Annotated in this window: 24 protein-coding genes; 5 read left to right on the top strand and 19 right to left on the bottom strand. The window is 71.7% G+C overall.

Annotated elements, in window-relative coordinates:
• Positions 1 to 6: 6 nt before the first annotated feature.
• The 11 genes from lgt to hisI all read right to left on the bottom strand — a co-directional run bounded on the left by lgt (position 7) and on the right by hisI (position 8907).
• Positions 7 to 1050, bottom strand: coding sequence for a prolipoprotein diacylglyceryl transferase (lgt, locus tag OG385_RS25505; protein WP_266857985.1), 1044 nt, complete (start codon positions 1048 to 1050; stop codon positions 7 to 9).
• A gap of 125 nt (positions 1051 to 1175) precedes the next feature.
• Positions 1176 to 2000 (bottom strand): thioredoxin domain-containing protein, encoded by an 825-nt coding sequence (locus tag OG385_RS25500; protein ID WP_266857983.1) that lies wholly within the window; start codon positions 1998 to 2000, stop codon positions 1176 to 1178.
• 72 nt (positions 2001 to 2072) lie between these two features.
• Positions 2073 to 2864: a tryptophan synthase subunit alpha gene (gene trpA / locus OG385_RS25495; protein WP_266861162.1), complete on the bottom strand. Its 792-nt coding sequence runs from the start codon at positions 2862 to 2864 to the stop codon at positions 2073 to 2075.
• 62 nt (positions 2865 to 2926) lie between these two features.
• Positions 2927 to 4174, bottom strand: a complete 1248-nt coding sequence (gene trpB, locus OG385_RS25490) for a tryptophan synthase subunit beta (RefSeq protein ID WP_266857981.1) — start codon at positions 4172 to 4174, stop codon at positions 2927 to 2929.
• A gap of 66 nt (positions 4175 to 4240) precedes the next feature.
• Positions 4241 to 4378 (bottom strand): tryptophan biosynthesis modulator TrpM, encoded by a 138-nt coding sequence (trpM, locus tag OG385_RS37505; protein WP_368078203.1) that lies wholly within the window; start codon positions 4376 to 4378, stop codon positions 4241 to 4243.
• Positions 4379 to 4383: 5 nt separating this feature from the next.
• Positions 4384 to 5193 (bottom strand): indole-3-glycerol phosphate synthase TrpC, encoded by an 810-nt coding sequence (gene trpC / locus OG385_RS25485; RefSeq protein ID WP_266857979.1) that lies wholly within the window; start codon positions 5191 to 5193, stop codon positions 4384 to 4386.
• A 115-nt stretch (positions 5194 to 5308) separates the two neighbouring features.
• Entirely contained in the window at positions 5309 to 5827 is a 519-nt protein-coding gene (locus tag OG385_RS25480) for a DUF2752 domain-containing protein (protein WP_266857977.1), read from the bottom strand.
• Between the two features lie 104 nt (positions 5828 to 5931).
• Complete coding sequence (locus tag OG385_RS25475; protein ID WP_266857975.1) at positions 5932 to 6180, bottom strand: HGxxPAAW family protein; 249 nt, start codon at positions 6178 to 6180, stop codon at positions 5932 to 5934.
• A gap of 151 nt (positions 6181 to 6331) precedes the next feature.
• Positions 6332 to 6982, bottom strand: coding sequence for a TIGR02234 family membrane protein (locus OG385_RS25470; protein WP_266857974.1), 651 nt, complete (start codon positions 6980 to 6982; stop codon positions 6332 to 6334).
• The gene (locus tag OG385_RS25465; protein WP_266857973.1) at positions 6982 to 8484 is read right to left on the bottom strand and encodes an anthranilate synthase component I; all 1503 of its coding nucleotides are present in this window, start codon (positions 8482 to 8484) and stop codon (positions 6982 to 6984) included. The genes OG385_RS25470 and OG385_RS25465 overlap by 1 nt, the downstream gene beginning before the upstream one ends.
• Before the next feature lie 54 nt (positions 8485 to 8538).
• On the bottom strand, positions 8539 to 8907 hold the full coding sequence (hisI, locus tag OG385_RS25460; RefSeq protein WP_266857972.1) for a phosphoribosyl-AMP cyclohydrolase: 369 nt from the start codon (positions 8905 to 8907) through the stop codon (positions 8539 to 8541).
• Between the two features lie 92 nt (positions 8908 to 8999).
• Between hisI and OG385_RS25455 the strand changes: the two genes are divergently transcribed.
• Positions 9000 to 9632: a TIGR03085 family metal-binding protein gene (locus tag OG385_RS25455; protein WP_266857971.1), complete on the top strand. Its 633-nt coding sequence runs from the start codon at positions 9000 to 9002 to the stop codon at positions 9630 to 9632.
• 129 nt (positions 9633 to 9761) lie between these two features.
• Here OG385_RS25455 and hisF read toward each other — a convergent pair whose 3' ends face one another.
• From hisF to hisD, 8 genes are read right to left on the bottom strand one after another with little or no spacing between them, the layout of a single operon-like run.
• Complete coding sequence (gene hisF / locus OG385_RS25450) at positions 9762 to 10517, bottom strand: imidazole glycerol phosphate synthase subunit HisF (protein WP_266857970.1); 756 nt, start codon at positions 10515 to 10517, stop codon at positions 9762 to 9764.
• Positions 10514 to 10927, bottom strand: a complete 414-nt coding sequence (locus OG385_RS25445) for a RidA family protein (RefSeq protein ID WP_266857969.1) — start codon at positions 10925 to 10927, stop codon at positions 10514 to 10516. The genes hisF and OG385_RS25445 overlap by 4 nt, the downstream gene beginning before the upstream one ends.
• Positions 10924 to 11667: a bifunctional 1-(5-phosphoribosyl)-5-((5-phosphoribosylamino)methylideneamino)imidazole-4-carboxamide isomerase/phosphoribosylanthranilate isomerase PriA gene (priA, locus tag OG385_RS25440; RefSeq protein WP_266857968.1), complete on the bottom strand. Its 744-nt coding sequence runs from the start codon at positions 11665 to 11667 to the stop codon at positions 10924 to 10926. Before priA ends, OG385_RS25445 begins: the two co-directional genes overlap by 4 nt.
• Complete coding sequence (gene hisH / locus OG385_RS25435) at positions 11667 to 12314, bottom strand: imidazole glycerol phosphate synthase subunit HisH (protein ID WP_266861160.1); 648 nt, start codon at positions 12312 to 12314, stop codon at positions 11667 to 11669. The genes priA and hisH overlap by 1 nt, the downstream gene beginning before the upstream one ends.
• A complete protein-coding gene (locus OG385_RS25430) occupies positions 12305 to 12472 on the bottom strand; it encodes a hypothetical protein (RefSeq protein WP_266857967.1) in 168 nt (55 codons plus the stop codon). The genes hisH and OG385_RS25430 overlap by 10 nt, the downstream gene beginning before the upstream one ends.
• Positions 12473 to 12474: 2 nt before the next feature.
• The gene (gene hisB / locus OG385_RS25425) at positions 12475 to 13068 is read right to left on the bottom strand and encodes an imidazoleglycerol-phosphate dehydratase HisB (protein ID WP_266861158.1); all 594 of its coding nucleotides are present in this window, start codon (positions 13066 to 13068) and stop codon (positions 12475 to 12477) included.
• 5 nt (positions 13069 to 13073) lie between these two features.
• Complete coding sequence (locus tag OG385_RS25420; protein ID WP_266857966.1) at positions 13074 to 14180, bottom strand: histidinol-phosphate transaminase; 1107 nt, start codon at positions 14178 to 14180, stop codon at positions 13074 to 13076.
• Complete coding sequence (gene hisD / locus OG385_RS25415) at positions 14177 to 15499, bottom strand: histidinol dehydrogenase (protein WP_266857965.1); 1323 nt, start codon at positions 15497 to 15499, stop codon at positions 14177 to 14179. Before hisD ends, OG385_RS25420 begins: the two co-directional genes overlap by 4 nt.
• Positions 15500 to 15623: 124 nt before the next feature.
• Between hisD and OG385_RS25410 the strand changes: the two genes are divergently transcribed.
• The 4 genes from OG385_RS25410 (at position 15624) to ybaK (ending at position 19869) form a co-directional block, all read left to right on the top strand.
• Positions 15624 to 17216, top strand: a complete 1593-nt coding sequence (locus OG385_RS25410) for an oxidoreductase (protein ID WP_266857964.1) — start codon at positions 15624 to 15626, stop codon at positions 17214 to 17216.
• Positions 17217 to 17520: 304 nt separating this feature from the next.
• The gene (locus tag OG385_RS25405; protein WP_266857963.1) at positions 17521 to 18579 is read left to right on the top strand and encodes a hypothetical protein; all 1059 of its coding nucleotides are present in this window, start codon (positions 17521 to 17523) and stop codon (positions 18577 to 18579) included.
• A gap of 5 nt (positions 18580 to 18584) precedes the next feature.
• The gene (locus tag OG385_RS25400; RefSeq protein WP_266857962.1) at positions 18585 to 19328 is read left to right on the top strand and encodes an LON peptidase substrate-binding domain-containing protein; all 744 of its coding nucleotides are present in this window, start codon (positions 18585 to 18587) and stop codon (positions 19326 to 19328) included.
• A 16-nt stretch (positions 19329 to 19344) separates the two neighbouring features.
• On the top strand, positions 19345 to 19869 hold the full coding sequence (gene ybaK / locus OG385_RS25395; protein WP_266857961.1) for a Cys-tRNA(Pro) deacylase: 525 nt from the start codon (positions 19345 to 19347) through the stop codon (positions 19867 to 19869).
• Positions 19870 to 19871: the final 2 nt, after the last annotated feature.

Raw genomic sequence — 19871 nt, 5'->3', positions numbered from 1 at the left:
GGCCGGTCAGCCCTTCTCGGCCTGCGCCTCCGCCTTGACCCCGGCCGGCTCGGCGGTCCCGGCTGCCTCGTCCTGCGTATCGGCCGCAGCCGGGCTGTCGCTCTTGCCGGCGTCGGCAGGGGCGTCGGGACCGGCACCATCGGCACCGACACCGGCACGACCGTCAGCGTCCTCGGCCTTGGCGTCGTCAGCCTTGGCGGCCTCGGCGTCGTCCCCGGCTTCCCGGTCCGCCTCCGCCGCGGCGGGCTCGACGATCTCCTCGCGGCCCGGCCGCAGCTTCGCCGAGACGACGAAGTACGTCACGGCGAGCAGGAACATGATCAGCGCGGTCCAGTCGTTGAGCCGCAGCCCCAGGATGTGGTGCGCGTAGTCGACCCGCATGTGCTCGATCCAGGCGCGGCCCACGCAGTACGAAGCGACGTACAGCGCGAACGCCCGCCCATGGCCGAGCTTGAAGCGGCGGTCGGCCCAGATGACGAGGAAACCGACGCCGACGCACCAGAGCGACTCGTAGAGGAAGGTCGGGTGGTACGTCCCGGCGATCCTGTCGGGGCCCGCACTGATCTTCAGCGCCCAGGGCAGATCGGTCGGCTTGCCGTACAGCTCCTGGTTGAACCAGTTGCCCCAGCGGCCGATGGCCTGGGCGAAGGCGAGGCCCGGGGCCAGTGTGTCGGCCCACGCGGGCAGCGGGATACCGCGGCGGCGGCAGCCGATCCAGGCGCCGACCGCGCCGAGCGCGACCGCGCCCCAGATACCGAGGCCGCCTTGCCAGATCTTGAAGGCGTCGACCCAGTCCCGGCCACTGCTGAAGTACAGCTCGTAGTCGGTGATGACGTGGTAGAGCCGCCCGCCGACCAGGCCGAAGGGCACGGCCCAGACCGCGATGTCGGCCACGGTGCCCACTCTGCCGCCCCTGGCGACCCAGCGCTTGTTGCCGTACCAGACGGCGACGAAGACACCGATGATGATGCAGAACGCGTAGCCGCGCAGCGGAATCGGTCCGAGATGGACCACGCCGGTCGACGGACTGGGAATGAAGGCAAGGTTCATGGCACCGCAGACGCTACATGGCCGGGTGGGCCGTCGGACCACCCACCCGGCAACGTATGCGTAACAAGGCCGTGCGTAACAAGCGTGCGTAACGCCGTGCGTGACAGGGCCCTGTCCCGGTGGGCTCAGGCCGCGGGCGCCGGTGAGACCGTGCCCGCCTTCTTGCCCTGGTTGGCCTCGGTCACCCACTTCTTCAGATTGGCGGGCGAGATCTGCTCATTGCCCTTCTTCGGGAAGACCGACGAGCCGTTGAGCTCGACCGTCGGGGTGCCGCTGAAGCCGCCCTTCTGGAAGGCCGCGTTCGACCGCTTCACCCAGCTGTCGTGTTTCCCGCCGTTCACACAGGAGGTGAAGGCCGCAGTCTTCAGCCCCTTCACCTTCCCTGCCAGCTCGATCAGCTTGCTGTTCTGGGCGTAGGGGTCCGTGGTCTCCTCGGGCTGATTCTCGTAGAGCACGTCGTGGTACGCGGGGAACTTCCTCTCGTCCTGCGCGCAGGCGGCGGCGTTGGCCGCGCGCAGCGAGCCCGTGCCGCCCATGTTGCTGTCGATGAGCGTGGCGAGGTGGTACTCGACCTTCAGCTGCCCGGAATTCTCCAGCTCGTGGATCGTGCTGCGGAAGCCGTTCTCGAACTGGCCGCAGGCCGGGCAGCGGAAGTCCTCCCAGACGGTGAGCGTGGACGGTGCGTCGCTCGCGCCCACGGGGACCGCCAGGCTGTCCTTTCCGGTCGCGCCGCTCGGCACGGTGAGGGGGCTGCTCGCGCTGTCACTGCCGCTGTCCGAGCCGGAGTTGGCCGCGACCACTCCGATCACCGCGGCCAGCGCCAGCACCCCCACCACGGAGCCGCCGACGATCATTCCCCGCTTGCGCCGGTCACGGGCTTTCTGCTTCTCGCGCTCTTCGATGAGCCGCTCGCGGGCGGCCCTCTTCGCGTCTCGGTTCTTCTCGCTCACACCCGCAGCAACGAACCGGGGAGGCACGAGCGCGCCTCCCCGGTCCCAGTTCCACCCGTACGAGCGACGGCGTCAGCTTCTGCGTACGCCCTTGGCCAGGTCGCCCGCCAGTTCGCGGATGCTGTCCAGACCCGCGGCGCCGTTCTCCGCTTCGAGCATCCGCTTGACGAACGCGGACCCGACGATCACTCCATCGGCGAACACGGCGACCTCGGCGGCCTGTTCGGCGTTGGAGACCCCGAGCCCCACGCACACCGGCAGCTCGGTGGTGGCGCGGGTGCGCCGTACGAGCTCCTGGGCCTGCTCGCCCACGGAGTTCCTGGTTCCGGTGACCCCCATCAGCGAGGCCGCGTAGACAAAGCCGGACCCGGCCGCGGTGATCGTCGCCAGCCGTTCGTCCCTGCTGCTCGGCGCGACGACGAAGACGGTCGCGAGACCGTGCTTCTCCGCGTTCTCGCGCCACAGCGCGGACTCCTGGACCGGCAGGTCGGGCAGGATGCAGCCGGCGCCGCCCGCCTCGGCCAGCTCGGCGGTGAACCGCTCGACGCCGTACCGGTCGATGGGGTTCCAGTACGTCATGACGAGGATGGGCGCGCCCGTGGCCTCGTACCCCTCGCGCACCGTGCGCAGTACGTCGGCGATCTTCACCCCGCCCTTGAGCGCGATGTCGTCGGCGGTCTGGATGACCGGACCGTCGAGGACCGGGTCGCTGTGCGGCAGCCCCACCTCGACGATGTCGGCGCCGCCTTCGATGACGGCCTTCACCGCCTCGATCCCGCCGTCGACCGTGGGGAATCCGGCCGGGAGGTACGCGATGAGCGCCGCCCGGTCCTCGGCCTTCGCCCCGGCCAGGACCGAGCTCAGGAGCGCTGTGTTTCCGCCGTGCCCGCCGTGCGCGCCAGTTCCGCTGTTTCCGCTGTTCTGGCTCACTTGGCTGCCACCTCCGCGTCCGCGCTGTACAGCCCGAAGTAGCGGGCGGCCGTGTCCATGTCCTTGTCGCCGCGGCCGGACAGGTTGACCACGATCAGCCCGTCCTTGCCCAGCTCCTTGCCGAGGTCCAGCGCACCGGCCAGCGCGTGCGCCGACTCGATGGCCGGAATGATCCCCTCGGTGCGCGACAGCAGCCGCAGCGCCTGCATCGCCTCGTCGTCGGTCACCGCGCGGTACTCGCCGCGGCGGGCGTCCTTCAGATAGGCGTGCTCCGGGCCGATGCCGGGGTAGTCGAGCCCGGCGGAGATCGAGTAGGGCTCGGTGATCTGGCCCTCCTCGTCCTGGAGCACGTACGAGCGGGAGCCGTGCAGGATCCCCGGCTCACCGGCGGAGAGCGTCGCCGCGTGCTCGCCGGTCGCGATGCCGTGTCCGGCGGGCTCGAAGCCGACGAGACGCACCGAGGCGTCCGGGATGAACGCGTGGAAGAGTCCGATGGCGTTGGACCCGCCGCCGACGCACGCGGCGACGGCGTCGGGGAGCCGGCCCGCGCGCTCCAGGATCTGCCGCCGCGCCTCGACGCCGATCACCCGGTGGAAGTCGCGCACCATCGCCGGGAAGGGGTGCGGCCCGGCGACCGTGCCGAAGAGGTAGTGCGTGCGGTCCACATTGGCGACCCAGTCGCGGAACGCCTCGTTGATGGCGTCCTTGAGGGTGCGGCTGCCGGACTTCACGGCGACGACCTCGGCACCGAGCATCCGCATCCTGGCGACGTTGAGCGCCTGGCGCTCGGTGTCGATCTCGCCCATGTAGATGGTGCATTCGAGACCGAAGAGGGCGCAGGCGGTCGCCGTGGCGACGCCGTGCTGTCCGGCCCCGGTCTCCGCGATGACCCGGGTCTTGCCCATGCGCTTGGTGAGCAGGGCCTGACCGAGCACGTTGTTGATCTTGTGCGATCCGGTGTGGTTGAGGTCCTCGCGCTTGAGGAACATCCGTACGCCACCGGCGTGTTCGGCGAACCGCGGCACCTCGGTGAGGGCGCTCGGCCTGCCGGTGTAGTTGACCATGAGGTCGTTCAGCTCGGCCGCGAAGGCCGGGTCGGACTTGGCCTTGTCGTACTCGACGGCGACCTCGTCCACCGCGGCGACGAGCGCCTCGGGGATGAACTTGCCGCCGAAGGCGCCGAAGTAGCCCTCGGCGCTGGGGATCCGGCCGTCCGGATCCGGGATGAAGAACTCTGAAGACATGCGTGATCTCCGCAGGTACGTAAGGGGTGGTACGCAGGAGGTGAGAGGTGTTGCTGAGCTGTCCGCTCAGCGACGCCATCGCATGCCGTTGATCTGGCCGGGCTCGGAACCGATGTGGTAGCGCACCCGTCGTCCGTGCACCCGCCGGGCGGGCGCACGGCAGCCGCGGGGCTTGCACCCACGCGAGAGACGGGCAATGGCCATGGGGGTCAGTCCCGCCCGTGCCGCAGGGCCGGGTGGGCGCCCGCGGCGACCAGGTCGGCGACGGCGCCCTTCGGGTCCCGGCCGGTGACCAGGGACTCGCCCACCAGCACGGCGTCGGCGCCGTCGTTGGCGTAGGCGATCAGGTCGTGCGGGCCGCGGACCCCGGACTCGGCGACCTTGACCACGTGCGAGGGGATCTCGGGGGCGACGCGCTCGAAGGTGCCGCGGTCGACCTTGAGGTCCTTGAGATTGCGTGCGTTGACCCCGATGACCCGGGCTCCGGCGGCGACCGCGCGCTCGGCCTCGTCCTCGTCGTGGACCTCGACCAGCGGGGTGAGCCCGATGGACTCGGCGCGCTCGATCAGCGAGACGAGCGCCTCCTGCTCCAGGGCCGCGACGATCAGGAGCGCCAGGTCGGCTCCGTACGCCCGTGCTTCCCAGAGCTGGTACGCGGTGACGATGAAGTCCTTGCGCAGGACCGGGATGTCGACCTTGGCCCGGACGGCCTCCAGGTCGGCCAGCGAGCCGCCGAAGCGGCGCTGCTCGGTCAGTACGGAGATGACGGACGCGCCGCCCGCCTCGTAGTCGGCGGCGAGCGCGGCGGGGTCGGCGATGGCCGCCAGCGCGCCCTTCGAGGGGCTGGAGCGCTTGACCTCGCAGATGACCTTGACGCTGTCGCCACGGAGCGCCGCGACGCCGTCCTTGGCCCGGGGAGCCTTCGCGGCGCGGTCCTTGAGCTCGTCGAGGCTGACGCTCGCCTGCCGCTCCGCGAGGTCGGCGCGTACGCCTTCGATGATCTCGTCGAGCACACTCACGCGAGCGGCCCCCTTCCGGGACGTGTGGATGGATCAGGATCAGCCATGGTGATGTTATCCGTAGAAGACCCCGGGCCCCGCATCCGGTCGGTGCGAGTTCCGGTCCCGCAGACGCTCACGGGGCCAGGAACGACCCCATGGGGAGGTTGCGCAGCACGCTGAAGACCAGGACGACGGCGCCGATGCCCCACCAGAGGGCGGGCCGGACCGTGAACCGCTCGGCCGGCCGTCCCCTTACGGCGCGAATCAGCCACACCACCATCACCACGGCGAAGACGGCGTACCCGACGACCGCGAGCGCGTTGTCACCGAGGGCCGCGGCGAAGTCGCCGTGGGCGACGGCATGGGCGCTGCGCAGCCCGCCGCAGCCCGGACAGTAGATGCCGGTGACCGCGTACAGCGGGCAGACCGGGTAGTGACCGGGGTGGTTGGGGTCGACGGCGCCGACGTAGGTGAAGGCGGCGGCGACCGCGGCCAGCGTGCCGAGCGGTACGAGAAGCCGGCGTACGAGCGGCTCGGGGGCCGGGGGCGCCGGGTGTCCGGAGACGGGGGGCCCGGGGTGTCCGGGCGCCGGGAGCCAGGCCGGCGGCGGGGCCGGGGCGCGGAGGGCGGCAGGGGCTGCGTTGGGGTCCACTCGGCGATTCTCCCTGTTCGGACGGGAAGGCGCAGCTCATACGGGAAGGCGCAGCCCGGAGAACCGGACTGCGCCCCGCCGGACGGTACTCGCGGAGCGGTCCGTCAGTGCGCCTGCGCCTGGGAAGCCCGCGCCCTGGCCTGGATGCTGGCTTCGGACTCCTTCGGCATACCGAGGCCCGCGGCCTTCATGGCGACGCCTACGACACCGCCGAGTACCACGACGACCAGTCCGACGATGACGCCGATCGGGCTGGGTACCACCATGCAGGCGCCCGAGACGCAGAAGCCGATGAAGGCGATGATGACGCCGGTCCAGGCGGCCGGGGTGTGTCCGTGGCTGGTGCCCGCCATGAGTTGCTCCTCGTTGCTGTGTGTCCAGGCCCTGATGCGAGCCGTGTTCCGCGGTCGCCCGTCCCAGCCGTGGCCCGGCCGGGCGCCGGAAGCTCACGCCCATTGTCGCGCACCGCCGTGCCGGGCGATGAGCTGGGGGGTGAGCTGTCCGTCACGCTTCGCGCGTGGGGTCCTCGCCGCGGTCGAGCGCCTTCCAGATCTCCTCGGGCCGTTCCGGATCCGGTGCCGTGCGTGGCCGGCGCGGTCGCGGGGTGCCGTCGCGCTCGTACCGGCTGGACATGGCAGGCCACTGCTTACCGTAGCGGAGGGCGAGCAGGCCCGCGAAGAGGATCAGCAGGCCGCCGAACGCGGCCACATAGGGCCAGGCCGTGTGGGAGAGCGCCTCGATGGTGGTGGCGGTGTTGCCGGCGCTGGTGGCCGCCTTGTCGTTCAGTGCGGCGCTGTCGCCCGCTCCGGCGACGGCCGCCACGCCCGCGCCGGCCCCGCAGAGGGCGAGCAGCGCGGAGACGAAGACACGGCCCGCGCTGCGTACCGCGAAGACCGCGACGAGAGCGGCCAGACCGACGATCGCCAGGGCCGTGGGCACTCCGGTGACATCACCCCCGTCGGCCGTCAGCGGCAGGACTCCGCCACCGACCGGGGCGTTGCCCCGGGCCCAGGTCTGCCCGGAGGACAGGAGGACGACGGCAGCGCCGACTGCGCCGAGTAGCAGAGCGGTGGCAAGACTGCGGCGGCTGCCCGGGGAGGCTGCGGCCGGTCCTGCTTCGGATCGGGGCTGGGGTACGGCACTCACGTCCTCCACTATCCCCTACGCCCCGAAGGACCGGTGAGGCGGTTGGCCGAACCGACGGCGCGGAGCACGGCCGCCGCCTTGTTGCGGCACTCGTTGTCCTCGGAGACCGGGTCGGAGTCGGCGACCACACCGGCCCCGGCCTGGACGTAGGCGGTGCCGTCGCGCAGCAGCGCCGTGCGGATGGCGATGGCGGTGTCGGAGTCACCTGCGAAGTCGAGGTAGCCGACGCAGCCGCCGTAGAGCCCGCGCCTGGTGGGCTCCAGCTCGTCGATGATCTGGAGCGCGCGGGGCTTGGGGGCGCCGGAGAGGGTGCCGGCGGGGAAGCACGAGGTGAGGACGTCGAAGGCGGTGCGGCCCTCGGCGACCCGGCCGGTCACGGTGGAGACGATGTGCATGACGTGGGAGTACTTCTCGACCGACATGAAGTCGACGACCTCCACGGAGCCCGGCTCGCAGACCCGCCCGAGGTCGTTGCGGCCGAGGTCGACCAGCATCAGGTGCTCGGCGCGCTCCTTCGGGTCGGCGAGCAGCTCGTCGGCGAGCTCCTGGTCCTCGCGCGGGGTCGCGCCGCGGTGCCGGGTCCCGGCGATGGGGTGCACCATGGCGCGCCCGTCCTCGACCTTGACCAGCGCCTCGGGGCTGGAGCCGACGACGTCGAAGCCGTCGAAGCGGAAGAGGTACATGTACGGCGAGGGGTTGGTGGCGCGCAGCACCCGGTAGACGTCCAGCGCGCTCGCCGTACAGGCCGTTTCGAAGCGCTGGGACGGCACGACCTGGAAGGCCTCACCGGCCCTGATGCGCTCCTTGATGTCCTCGACCACGTCCTGGTAGTCCTTGCCTCCCCAGAGCGCGGTGTACTCGGGGAGCTCGGACGCCGGCAGTACGGCGGGTGCGGTCCCGGCGGGGCGCACGAGGTCCGCCTCCATGGCGTCGAGCCGGGCCACGGCGTCGGTGTAGGCCTCGTCCACCCCGGTGTCGAGGTCGTTGTGGTTGATCGCGTTGGCGATCAGCATGACCGTGCCGGCCCAGTGGTCGAGTACGGCGAGGTCCGAGGTGAGCAGCATGGTCAGCTCGGGGAGTTTCAGGTCGTCGCGCTCGCCGGGTCCGACCTTCTCCAGGCGGCGCACGATGTCGTATCCGAGGTAGCCGACCATGCCGCCGGTGAAGGGCGGCATCCCGCCCGCCAGGTCGCGCGGGGTGTGCAGCGCCTCGACGGTGGCGCGCAGCGCCTGCAGCGGGTCGCCGTCGACCGGGACGCCGACCGGCGGGGCGCCTTCCCAGTGGGTGGCGCCGTCGCGTTCGGTGAGGGTGGCGGCGGACCGTACGCCGATGAAGGAGTAGCGGGACCAGGTGCGGCCGTTCTCGGCGGACTCCAGGAGGAAGGTGCCCGGGCGCTCCGCTGCGAGCTTCCGGTAGAGGCCCACCGGGGTGTCTCCGTCGGCGAGAAGGGTGCGGGTGACGGGGATGACGCGGCGGTCGGCGGCGAGCTTGCGGAAGGTCTCCAGGTCCATGGCGGAAGTCTAGGGGCCGTCGGCCCGGCGCTCGGTCGCCAGTCGGCCGCTGTATCAGCCCAGCAGGACGTCCGCGTCGAAGCAGGTCCGCTCGCCCGTGTGGCAGGCCGCGCCGACCTGGTCCACCTTCACCAGGACCGTGTCGGCGTCGCAGTCGAGTGCGACCGACTTGACGTGCTGCACGTGCCCGGACGTGTCGCCCTTGACCCAGTACTCCCGGCGGCTGCGCGACCAGTACGTGCAGCGGCCGGTGGTGAGGGTGCGGTGCAGGGCCTCGTCGTCCATCCAGCCGAGCATCAGCACCTCACCGGTGTCGTACTGCTGGGCGATGGCCGGCACCAGGCCGTCCGCGCTGCGCTTGAGGCGTGCGGCGATCGCGGGGTCGAGACCGGTGGACTGCGGTGTGCTGGGCGTGCTGGTCATGGATTCATTGTGCCGCGCCCGCGCGGCCCGGCGGACCCGGCCCACCACAGCCCACTGGGCGGAACGGCGAGCGCGGTCGTACGCTGGCGGGCATGTCGACCCATGCCAAGCGCGAACGACTTCTCCTCGCCGACCTGTTGGAGGCGGCGGGTCCCGGCGCCCCGACGCTCTGCGAGGGCTGGAAGACCCGCGATCTCGCCGCCCATGTGGTGGTACGCGAGCGGCGGCTCGACGCGGCGGGCGGGATCCTGATCGGCGCGCTCAAGGGGCGCCTCGACCGGGTGCAGGGCGAATTCACCGCGAAGCCGTACGAGGAGCTGATCCAGCTGATCCGTACGGGGCCGCCCAAGTTCTCGCCGTACTCGCTCAAGCAGGTGGACGAGGGCGCCAACGCCGTCGAGTTCTTCGTACATGCCGAGGACGTGCGGCGGGCGCAGCCCGACTGGTCGCCCCGTGAGGTGGACCCGGTCTTCGCCGAGGCGCTGTGGCGGCGTCTTGAGAAGGGGGCCCGGCTGATGGGGCGCAGGGCGCCGGTGGGGCTCGTGCTGCGGCGGCCCGACGGCCAGACCGCGGTCGCGCACCGCGGCACACCGGTGGTGACGGTCACCGGGGAGCCGGGCGAGCTGACGATGTTCGCCTTCGGCCGGCAGGACGCGGCGAAGGTGGAGGTCGACGGGGACGCGGAGGCGTCGGCCAAGGCGATCGAGGCCAAGCTCGGTCTGTGAGTCCGAGCGCCCGGCCGCCCCTGCGGGAGGGCGGCCGGGCGGCTCTTCCTGACCGGCAGCCGGTGCTGCCCGGCCGGTGTCCGGTGCTACCCGGCCGTTGTCCGGCGCTGCCCGGCCGGGTGTCCGGTGCTACCTGACCGGGTGGCCGGACTGCCGCAGCTCGTCCTTGACCTGGGAGATCCGCAGGTCACCGAAGTGGAAGACCGATGCGGCGAGCACCGCGTCGGCGCCCGCGCCGACTGCCGGCGGGAAGTGCTCCAGGGCGCCCGCGCCACCGCTCGCGATGACCGGGACGGTGACGTGTGCGCGTACCGCCGCGATCATCTCGGTGTCGTAGCCGTCCTTGGTGCCGTCGGCGTCCATGGAGTTGAGCAGGATCTCGCCCGCCCCCAGCTCGGCCGCCCGGTGCGCCCACTCGACGGCGTCGATACCGGTGCCCCGGCGGCCGCCGTGCGTGGTGACCTCGAAGGTGCCGTCGGCGGTGCGGCGGGCGTCGACCGAGAGGACGAGCACCTGGCGCCCGAAGCGCTCGGCGATCTCGCTGATGAGCTCGGGGCGGGCGATGGCCGCGGTGTTGACGCCGACCTTGTCCGCGCCCGCGCGCAGCAGCTTGTCGACGTCCTCGGTGGTACGGACGCCGCCGCCGACGGTGAGCGGGATGAAGACCTGCTCGGCGGTGCGGCGCACCACGTCGTAGGTCGTCTCGCGGTTGCCGGACGAGGCGGTGATGTCGAGGAAGGTCAGCTCGTCGGCGCCCTCGGCGTCGTAGAGCCTGGCCATCTCGACGGGGTCGCCCGCGTCCCGGAGGTTCTGGAAGTTGACTCCCTTGACGACGCGGCCGTTGTCCACGTCCAGGCAGGGGATGACCCGTACGGCGAGTGTCATGCGTGCTTCCCCCGGTACGCCTCGACCTCGACCTCGACGACCAGGCTGGGGTCGACGAAACCGGAGACGATGATCATGGATGCGGCGGGCCGCACCTTGTCGAACAGTTCCTTGTGGGCGCGGCCGACCTCGTCCACGTCACGGGCGTGCGTGACGTACATCCGGGTGCGGACCACGTGCTCGGCGCCCAGGCCGAGCTCCTTGAGCGCGTCGACGGCGACGCCGAAGGCGGTGACGGCCTGTTCGTACGGTCCGCCCTCCGCGATCCGGCCGTTGGCCATGGCGGTGCAGCCGGCGACCAGGACGAGGCCGTTGGGCAGCTCCACGGCGCGGGAGTAGCCGAAGGCCTCCTCCCACGGGCCGCCGGAGGCGATACGGCGTACGCCGTCGTCCGTGGCGCCTTCGCTCATGCCGCCACCGCTACCGCTTCGAGGGCCTCTTCCAGGGTGAACGCCTTGGCGTACAGCGCCTTGCCGACGATCGCGCCCTCGACGCCGGAGGGGACGAGCGAGGAGATGGCCCGCAGGTCGTCGAGCGAGGAGACGCCGCCGGAGGCGACGACGGGCTTGTCGGTGGCCGCGCAGACGTTCTTCAGGAGCTCCAGGTTGGGGCCCTGTAGCGTGCCGTCCTTGGCGATGTCGGTGACCACGTAGCGGGCGCAGCCCTCGGAGTCGAGGCGGGCGAGCGTCTCGTAGAGGTCGCCGCCGTCCCGGGTCCAGCCGCGGCCCCTGAGGGTCGTACCGCGTACGTCGAGGCCGACCGCGATCTTGTCGCCGTGCTCGGCGATGATCTTCGCGACCCACTCGGGGGTCTCCAGCGCGGCGGTGCCGAGGTTGACCCGGGTGCAGCCGGTGGCGAGGGCTGCGGCCAGCGACGCGTCGTCGCGGATGCCGCCGGAGAGCTCGACCTTGATGTCCATCGCCGAGGTGACCTCGGAGATCAGCTTCCGGTTGTCGCCGGTGCCGAAGGCGGCGTCGAGGTCGACCAGGTGCAGCCACTCGGCGCCCGACCGCTGCCACGCGAGCGCGGCTTCCAGCGGTGAGCCGTAGGAGGTCTCGGAGCCGGACTCTCCGTGGACGAGGCGGACCGCCTGGCCGTCCCGGACATCGACGGCGGGGAGGAGTTCGAGCTTCTTCTGCAAGGCGGACATCAGAGGGTTCCGATCCAGTTGGTCAGCAGCTGGGCGCCGGCGTCGCCGGACTTCTCGGGGTGGAACTGGGTGGCCGACAGGGGGCCGTTCTCGACGGCCGCGACGAAGCGCTCGCCGTGCGTGGCCCAGGTGACGCGCGGGGCGCGGATCCTGGCGTTGGTGACTTCGAGCGACCAGTCGTGCGCCGCGTAGGAGTGCACGAAGTAGAAGCGCGCTGCCTCGTCGAGCCCGGCGAAGAGCTCGGTGTCCGCCGGGGCTTCCACGGTGTTCCACCCCATGTGCGGTACGACGTCGGCCTTGAGCGGGCCGACCGTGCCGGGCCACTCGTCGAGGCCCTCGGTCTCCACGCCGTGCTCGATGCCGCGCTCGAAGAGGATCTGCATCCCGACGCAGATGCCCATGACCGGGCGGCCGCCGGCGAGCCTGCGGCCGACGATCCAGTCGCCGCGGGCCTCCTTGAGCCCCTTCATACAGGCGGAGAAGGCACCGACACCGGGGACGAGCAGCCCTTCGGCGTTCATGGCGCGGTCGAAGTCACGGGTGATCTCGACGTCCGCGCCGGCGTGCGCGAGCGCGCGCTCGGCGGAGCGGACGTTGCCGAAGCCGTAGTCGAAGACCACGACCTTCCTGCGGGCGGTCATGTCCAGATTCCCTGGATACGCATCACACCCGCCGCCAGGCACATCACGGCTCCGATGGAGAGCAGCACGATGAGGCTCGCGGGCATCTTCTGCTTGACGAAGGAGTAGATACCGCCGGCCAGGAAGAGGCCGACGACGATGAGGATGGTGTTGAGGCCAGTCATGCTTACAGGGCGCCCTTGGTCGAAGGAAGAATGCCCGCTGCCCGCGGGTCGTGCTCGGACGCGTAACGCAGCGCGCGGGCCAGGGCCTTGAACTGGCACTCCACGATGTGGTGGGCGTTGCGCCCGTACGGCACGTGGACGTGCAGCGCGATCTGGGCCTGCGCGACGAACGACTCCAGGATGTGCCGGGTCATCGTCGTGTCGTACTCGCCGATCATCGGCGCCATGTTCTCCGGCTCGGTGTGCACCAGGTAGGGGCGGCCCGACAGGTCGACGGTGACCTGGGCGAGCGACTCGTCCAGCGGCACCGTGCAGTTGCCGAACCGGTAGATGCCCACCTTGTCGCCGAGCGCCTGCTTGAAGGCGGCGCCGATCGCCAGGGCGGTGTCCTCGATGGTGTGGTGCGAGTCGATGTGCAGGTCGCCGTCCGTCTTGACCGTGAGGTCGAAGAGGCCGTGGCGGCCCAGCTGGTCGAGCATGTGGTCGTAGAAGCCGACCCCCGTCGACACGTCGACCTTGCCGGTGCCGTCGAGATTGATCTCGACCACGACCGAGGTCTCCTTGGTGGTGCGTTCCACCCGTCCGATGCGGCCCACGCGAGTCATGCGGTGATCTCCTTGTGCAGTGTGCGTGCCGCTTCGAGGAACGCGTCGTTCTCGGCCGGAGTGCCCACGGAGACCCGCAGCCATCCGGGGACCCCGTTGTTCCTGATCAGGACACCGTGGTCGAGGATCGCCCGCCAGGCAGCCGAGGCGTCCTGGAAGCGGCCGAACTGGATGAAGTTGGCATCGGACTGGGTCACGTCGTATCCGATGGAGCGCAGCTCACTGACGAGCCTGTCGCGCTCGTCCTTCAGCTGCTCGACGTACCGCAACAGGGTATCGGTGTGCTCCAGGGCGGCGAGCGCGGTGGCCTGGGTGACCGATGACAGGTGGTACGGCAGCCGTACGAGCTGGACGGCGTCGACCACGGCCGGGTCGGCCGCGAGGTAGCCGAGCCGCAGCCCGGCCGCGCCGAACGCCTTGGACATGGTCCGGGAGAGGACCAGGTGGGGGCGGCCCTCGATCAGCGGGAGCAGCGAGGGCGCGTGGCTGAACTCGCCGTACGCCTCGTCCACCACGACCATCGCGGGGCCCGCCGCCTGCGCCGCCTCGTACAGCGCGAGGACGGTCTCGGTGTCGACCGCGGTGCCGGTGGGGTTGTTGGGCGAGGTGATGAAGACGACGTCCGGCCGGTTCCCGGCGATGGAGCGTTCGGCCGCCGCCACGTCGATGGTGAAGTCCTCGTTGCGCGGTCCGGAGATCCAGCCGGTGCCGGTGCCGCGCGCGATGAGGGCGTGCATCGAGTACGAGGGCTCGAAGCCGATGGCCGTGCGGCCGGGGCCGCCGAAGGTCTGGAGCAGCTGCTGGATGACCTCGTTCGAGCCGTTCGCCGCCCAGACGTTGGCCGCGCCGACCGGGTGCCCCGCGGTCCTGGTGAGGTAGCGGGCCAGCTCGGTGCGGAGCTCGACGGCGTCCCGGTCGGGGTAGCGGTTGAGCGTGCGGGCCGCCTCCCGTACGCGCTCGGTGATCCGGTCGATCAGCGCCTCGGGCAGCGGGTACGGGTTCTCGTTGGTGTTCAGCCGTACGGGGACGTCCAGTTGGGGCGCGCCGTACGGGGACTGGCCGCGCAGTTCGTCCCGTACGGGCAGGTCGTCGATGCCTGTCATGCGGTGGGCACCTTCCATCCGAACCTCGCCTTGAGGGCCGCGCCGTGCGCGGGCAGGTCCTCGGCCTCGGCGAGCGTCACCACGTGGTGGGTGACCTCGGCGAGCGCGTCCCGGGTGTAGTCGACGATGTGGATGCCGCGCAGGAACGACTGGACGGAGAGGCCCGAGGAGTGGCAGGCGCAGCCGCCGGTGGGCAGGACGTGGTTGGACCCGGCGCAGTAGTCCCCGAGGGAGACCGGGGCCCAGGGGCCGACGAAGACGGCTCCGGCGTTGCGGACCCGGGCGGCGACCGCTGCGGCGTCGGCGGTCTGGATCTCCAGGTGCTCGGCGCCGTACGCATCCACGACCTTCAGGCCGTCCTCGACCGAGTCGACGAGAACGATCGCGGACTGCTTGCCCTCCAGCGCGGGGACGATCCGCTCGGTGATGTGCTTGGTGGCGGCGACCTGCGGCGCCAGCTCCTTCTCGACCGCGTCGGCCAGCTCGGCCGAGTCGGTGACGAGGACGGCGGCGGCCATCGGGTCGTGCTCGGCCTGGCTGATCAGGTCGGCCGCGACGTGCGCGGGGTCGGCGGTGTCGTCGGCGAGTACGGCGATCTCGGTCGGGCCCGCCTCGGCGTCGATGCCGATCCGGCCGGTGAAGTACCGCTTGGCCGCGGCGACCCAGATGTTGCCGGGGCCCGTGACCATGTTGACCGGGGGGCAGGACTCGGTGCCGTGGGCGAACATCGCGACGGCGGTGGCGCCGCCCGCCGCGTACACCTCGTCGATGCCGAGCAGCGCGCAGGCGGCCAGGATCGTCGGGTGCGGCAAACCGCCGAACTCCTTCTGCGCGGGGGACGCGAGGGCGATCGACTCGACCCCGGCCTCCTGGGCGGGGACGACGTTCATGACCACCGAGGAGGGGTAGACGGAGCGTCCGCCCGGCGCGTACAGCCCGACACGCTCGACCGGTACCCACTTCTCGGTCACTTTGCCGCCGGGGACGACCTGGGTGGTGTGCTCGGCGCGTCGCTGGGCGCGGTGGACCAGCCTGGCGCGCCTGACCGACTCCTCCAGGGCCGCCCGGACGGCCGGGTCGAGCCCGGCCAGAGCGTCGGCGAGGGCGGCTGCGGGCACCCGCACCTGCTCCAGCCGCACACCGTCGAACTTCTCCGCGTACTCGATGAGCGCCGCGTCACCGCGATGGTGCACGTCCTCGCAGATCGGCCGCACCTTTTCCAGGGCGGCCTGTACGTCGAAGTCGGCACGGGGCAGCAGGTCGCGCAGGGCGCCACCCTCGGGGAGGGCGTCGCCGCGCAGATCGATTCGGGAGATCATGACACCAATTCTCTCAGACCGGTTACGGCCTCCGGTCGCCCGTATCAGTGGCTGATACACAACTGGCCCCCTGACGGTGACCGCTAGCGTTCACTCCATCACTCGTGGGCAGGGAGGGGCGGCAGTGACAGAGGCGCAGCACGACGAGCATGCGCCCAACTGGCTGACCGGCGCCGAGCTGGGCATGTGGGAGGCCTTCCGCAACGGCAGCACCTACGATCTGCGCACCCGTAACCCGGTCATGGACAATCCGCTCTCGGCCCGCACCTGGGGCCCCGAGCGCACGGTCCGTGCGCGCGTGGTGGCCCTGCTGCTGCTCAGCGGGCCGCCGGCGCTGGCGGGCCGGGTCGCCTCGCTCAAGCTGACCGGGGTGCAGATCACCGGCGCGCTGGATCTCGCGGGCGGCACGGTCACTCCGTACGTGGAGCTGACCGGCTGCCGGTTCGAGGACGAGGTGCTGCTGCCGGAGTGCCGGGTGACCACGGTCCGGATGGTCGGCTGCGCGATGCCGCGTCTTGAGGCGGCCCGGCTGCACAGCGAGGGCGATCTGCATCTGCCGCGCTGCCGGGTGGCGGGCGGCATCCGGCTGACCGACGCGCAGATCGGCACGGATCTGCTGATCAACATGATGGTGGTGCACCCGGACCGCAAGGGCCGCTCCATCGCGGCCGACGGGCTGTACGTGGCGCAGGATCTGCAGGCCGAGATGATCGAGTCGCACGGCGAGGTGAGTCTGCGCTCGGCGCGGATCGGGGTCTCGCTGAGCTTCAACGGCAGCCGGCTGCTCAATCCGGACGGACGGCGGGCGCTGAACGCACCGCAGCTCTCGGTGGAGCGCACGCTCTATCTGTCGGCGGCCGGGGTGACACCGGACGGCGGCGGCACCACTCCCCCGTACGGCACCGGGCCGACCCCGCCGTACGGGACGAGGATCCAGCCGTTCGAGTGCGTCGGCGGGATACGGCTTGACGACGGGCGGTTCGGGGACGCCCTCGACCTGCGGAGTGCGAAGTTCCGTATGCATAGCGACCAGGAGCTGTCACTGCGCCGTATCCAGACCCCCGAACTGCGCTTCCTCGGGGACCGCCCCGAGCAGGGCCGGGTGGTGCTCTCGGGCGCCAAGGTGGTCAACCTGGTCGATATGTCGACCAGTTGGCCGGGTCCCGGCGGTCTGGCGATGGGCGGCTTCAGCTACGAGAACCTCATCCCGGTCGGCCGATTCCCGCTGGAGCAGCGGCTGGAGTGGGTGACGGCGGCGACTCCGGAGTACGCGCCGGAGCCGTACGAACGGCTGGCGTCGGTGCTGCGCAACAGCGGCGAGGACGCGGACGCCCGCGAGGTGCTGCTCGCGAAGCAGCGCAGACGGCGCGAGACGCTGCCGCTGGCCGCCAAGGTGTGGGGGTACCTCCAGGACTGGACGGTGGCGTACGGCTACCGGCCGGGGCGGGCCGCGCTCTGGATGGCGGTGCTGTGGGCGGCGGGAACGGTCGCGTTCTCGCGCTACCACCCGGAGCCGATGAGCCGGGACGGGCATCCGCAGTGGAACGCGGCGCTCTACGCACTGGATCTGCTGATCCCGGTGGTCAACCTCGGGCAGGACGGCTACTGGAAGCTGTGCGGCGGCTGGCAGTGGGCGGCCGCCGCGCTGATCGTGCTCGGCTGGATCCTGGCCACGACGGTCGCGACGGGCGCCACCCGCCTGCTGCGCCGGAGCTGACGGGCCGGGTGCGGTGGGTGTGCCGTGCGGTGGGTGCGTCGTGCGGTGGGTGTGCCGTGCGGTGGGCGGGTGCCGTGCGGTGGGTGCGTCGTGCGGTGGGTGCGTCGTGCGGTGGGTGGGTCCTGCGGGGCGGGGTGGGTGAGTCCGCGTCCGGGAAGTCCGGTCCGCCCCCTTACCTCTTTACCGCTCCCCCTACCTCTTTACCGCTCCTTGACCACCCCGCGTACAACCATCACCCCGATACGAAAGCTTCACGTCCTGCCCCTGGCGCCCTCCTCACCTGCGGTTTTCAATGGTCCGCACCATGTCCCTCATTACTTCTCTGCCCTCCCTCCGCGCCATGCCCCTGCGCTCCCTGCGCTCCCTGACCGGAACGGGGCGCCGCCCGCCGCACCGGCCCGCCGACGGGCCGGGCGGCCACCGCGACGAAGAGGTGCTGCTCGACGTCCCCGACGCCCGGCTGGCGCCCGTGCTCGTCGCGGCGGCCGAGGGGGACCACGGGCCGGCGGCCGCACTGCTGGCCGCCACACGGGCGACATCCGGCTGGGAGCACCGCGACCGCTACCTCACCCGGCTCGCCGCCTTCGCCCTCAGCAGGGACGAATGGCTCTCCGGCTGGCTCGCGGCCTCGCCGCACGACCCGGACGCGCTGCTCCTCGCGGCCGGCCTCGCGGTCCTCAGGGCCTGGGACTCCCCCGCCCGGGCCGAACTGCTGCGGGAGATCGGCCCGCTGGTCGAGGCGGCGGCCGACGGTGATCCCCGGGACCCGGTGCCGTGGCGCATCGCTCTGGACCACGCGCGCGGAGTGCACGCCACGCACACCGACTTCGAGACCCTCTGGGAGCAGGCGCTGCGCCGCTCCCCGTGGCACTACGGCTGCCATGTGGCCGCCCTGCGCTATCTGTCGGTGCAGTGGCACGGCTCGCACCGCGAGTGCTTCGACTTCGCGGAGCAGGCCGCGGACGACGCACCGCCCGGATCGCTGGTGCGGGCGCTGCCGGTACGGGCGGCTTTCGCGTACCTCGTCGGCGGCGGGCAGCCGGCCGCCGTCCGCGAGCGGATCGACGGGGCGGCCGACCGCGCCGTCGCGCTGTCCGCCGGGTACCGGCCGGGCGACGCGCTGCTCGCGGAGATCCGGAATCTGCTGGTGTACGTGCTGGTCAGCCGGGAGAGGTGGGCCGAAGCTGTGGAGCAGTTCCGGCTGATCGGCCCGGACGTGACCTCGTTCCCGTGGGCCCGGCTGAGTGACGACCCGCTGGGCCGGTTCCTCGAACTGCGCGGCGCGGCACGCCTGCTGGCCGCTCCCGGGGGTGCGCGGCGGGACAGGACGGGGCGCGCCCGTGGCCGCGGCCATTACGCTTGACCGCTGTGACCACCGCGCGCCTCCCTCTCTTCCCGCTGAACTCGGTGCTGTTCCCGGGCCTCGTGCTGCCTCTGAACATCTTCGAGGAGCGTTATCGCGCCATGATGCGCGACCTGCTCAAGGTGGACGACGAGGCCGAGCCACGGCGCTTCGCCGTCGTCGCCATCCGCGACGGTTCCGAGGTGGCGCCCACGCTGCCAGGGCTGCCCGGCCGCGCCGCACTGCCCGAGCCTGGCCCGGCCGCCGGGTTCGGCGACGACCCGGCCACCGCCCTGCACCACATCGGCTGCATCGCCGACGCGGCCACGATCCGTGAGCGCGACGACGGCAGCTTCGAGGTGCTCGCCACCGGCACGGCGCGGGTGCGGATCCACTCGCTGGACGCGAGCGGCCCGTATCTGACCGCCGAGGTCGAGGAACTGCCCGAGGACGCCGGGGACGACGCGGGCGCCCTCGCTGAGGGTGTGCTGCGCGCCTTCCGCGCCTATCAGAAGCGGCTGGCCGGTGCACGCGAACGCTCGCTCACCACGGGGGCCGAGCTTCCCGACGAGCCCTCGGTGGTCTCGTACCTGGTCGCGGCGGCCGCCGTGCTGGACGTGCCCGCCAAGCAGAAACTGCTCGAAGCGCCGGACATCGCGACCCGGCTGCGCGAGGAGCTGAAGCTGCTGCGGTCGGAGACCGCGGTGATCCGGCATCTGCCGTCGCTGCCCGCCACGGACCTGACCCGGGCCCCGACCCACCTCAACTGACCCGAGGAGCGCGCACGTGGCGAAGAAGGCGAAGAAGAAGCAGTCGGGGGGCACGCCGGCCACGGCGGCGCTGGCCGCGGCAGGCACGGCGTACACGCTGCACACGTACGAACACGACCCGGCCGCCGCCTCCTACGGCGGGGAGGCCGCCGAAGCGCTCGGGGTCACCCCCGACCGGGTATTCAAGACGCTGGTGGCCGATGTGGACGGCGAACTGACCGTGGCCGTCGTCCCGGTCGCAGGCAGCCTGGACCTCAAGGCCCTGGCCGCAGCGGTGGGCGGCAAGCGCGCCACGATGGCGGACCCGGCCGTGGCGGAACGCACCACGGGGTACGTGCTCGGCGGCATCTCCCCGCTGGGCCAGCGCAAGCGCCTCCGCACGGTCCTTGACGCATCGGCGTCGGAGCACGGGACCATCTGCGTATCGGCGGGGCGCAGGGGGCTTGAGGTGGAGCTGTCCCCTGCGGACCTGGCCGGGCTCACCGGGGCGCTGCTGGCCGTGGTGGGGCGGGCGGGCCGCCCGTACGACCCGGCGGTCTAGTG

The sequence above is a fragment of the Streptomyces sp. NBC_01306 genome (assembly GCF_026340465.1).
Classification (GTDB): domain Bacteria; phylum Actinomycetota; class Actinomycetes; order Streptomycetales; family Streptomycetaceae; genus Streptomyces.
Note: the sequence above shows the minus strand (reverse complement) of the source record. Positions and strands in the feature narration are given on the sequence as shown.

Bases quoted from the DNA above. Each gene is read 5' to 3' on its own strand.
- lgt (WP_266857985.1), bottom strand. From the start codon at position 1,050: ATGAACCTTGCCTTCATTCCCAGTCCGTCGACCGGCGTGGTCCATCTC.
- trpB (WP_266857981.1), bottom strand. From the start codon at position 4,174: ATGTCTTCAGAGTTCTTCATCCCGGATCCGGACGGCCGGATCCCCAGC.
- trpM (WP_368078203.1), bottom strand. From the start codon at position 4,378: ATGGCCATTGCCCGTCTCTCGCGTGGGTGCAAGCCCCGCGGCTGCCGT.
- OG385_RS25475 (WP_266857975.1), bottom strand. From the start codon at position 6,180: ATGGCGGGCACCAGCCACGGACACACCCCGGCCGCCTGGACCGGCGTC.
- OG385_RS25465 (WP_266857973.1), bottom strand. From the start codon at position 8,484: ATGGACCTGGAGACCTTCCGCAAGCTCGCCGCCGACCGCCGCGTCATC.
- hisI (WP_266857972.1), bottom strand. From the start codon at position 8,907: ATGACCAGCACGCCCAGCACACCGCAGTCCACCGGTCTCGACCCCGCG.
- OG385_RS25455 (WP_266857971.1), top strand. From the start codon at position 9,000: ATGTCGACCCATGCCAAGCGCGAACGACTTCTCCTCGCCGACCTGTTG.
- hisF (WP_266857970.1), bottom strand. From the start codon at position 10,517: ATGACACTCGCCGTACGGGTCATCCCCTGCCTGGACGTGGACAACGGC.
- OG385_RS25445 (WP_266857969.1), bottom strand. From the start codon at position 10,927: ATGAGCGAAGGCGCCACGGACGACGGCGTACGCCGTATCGCCTCCGGC.
- priA (WP_266857968.1), bottom strand. From the start codon at position 11,667: ATGTCCGCCTTGCAGAAGAAGCTCGAACTCCTCCCCGCCGTCGATGTC.
- OG385_RS25430 (WP_266857967.1), bottom strand. From the start codon at position 12,472: ATGACTGGCCTCAACACCATCCTCATCGTCGTCGGCCTCTTCCTGGCC.
- OG385_RS25420 (WP_266857966.1), bottom strand. From the start codon at position 14,180: ATGACAGGCATCGACGACCTGCCCGTACGGGACGAACTGCGCGGCCAG.
- hisD (WP_266857965.1), bottom strand. From the start codon at position 15,499: ATGATCTCCCGAATCGATCTGCGCGGCGACGCCCTCCCCGAGGGTGGC.
- OG385_RS25405 (WP_266857963.1), top strand. From the start codon at position 17,521: ATGTCCCTCATTACTTCTCTGCCCTCCCTCCGCGCCATGCCCCTGCGC.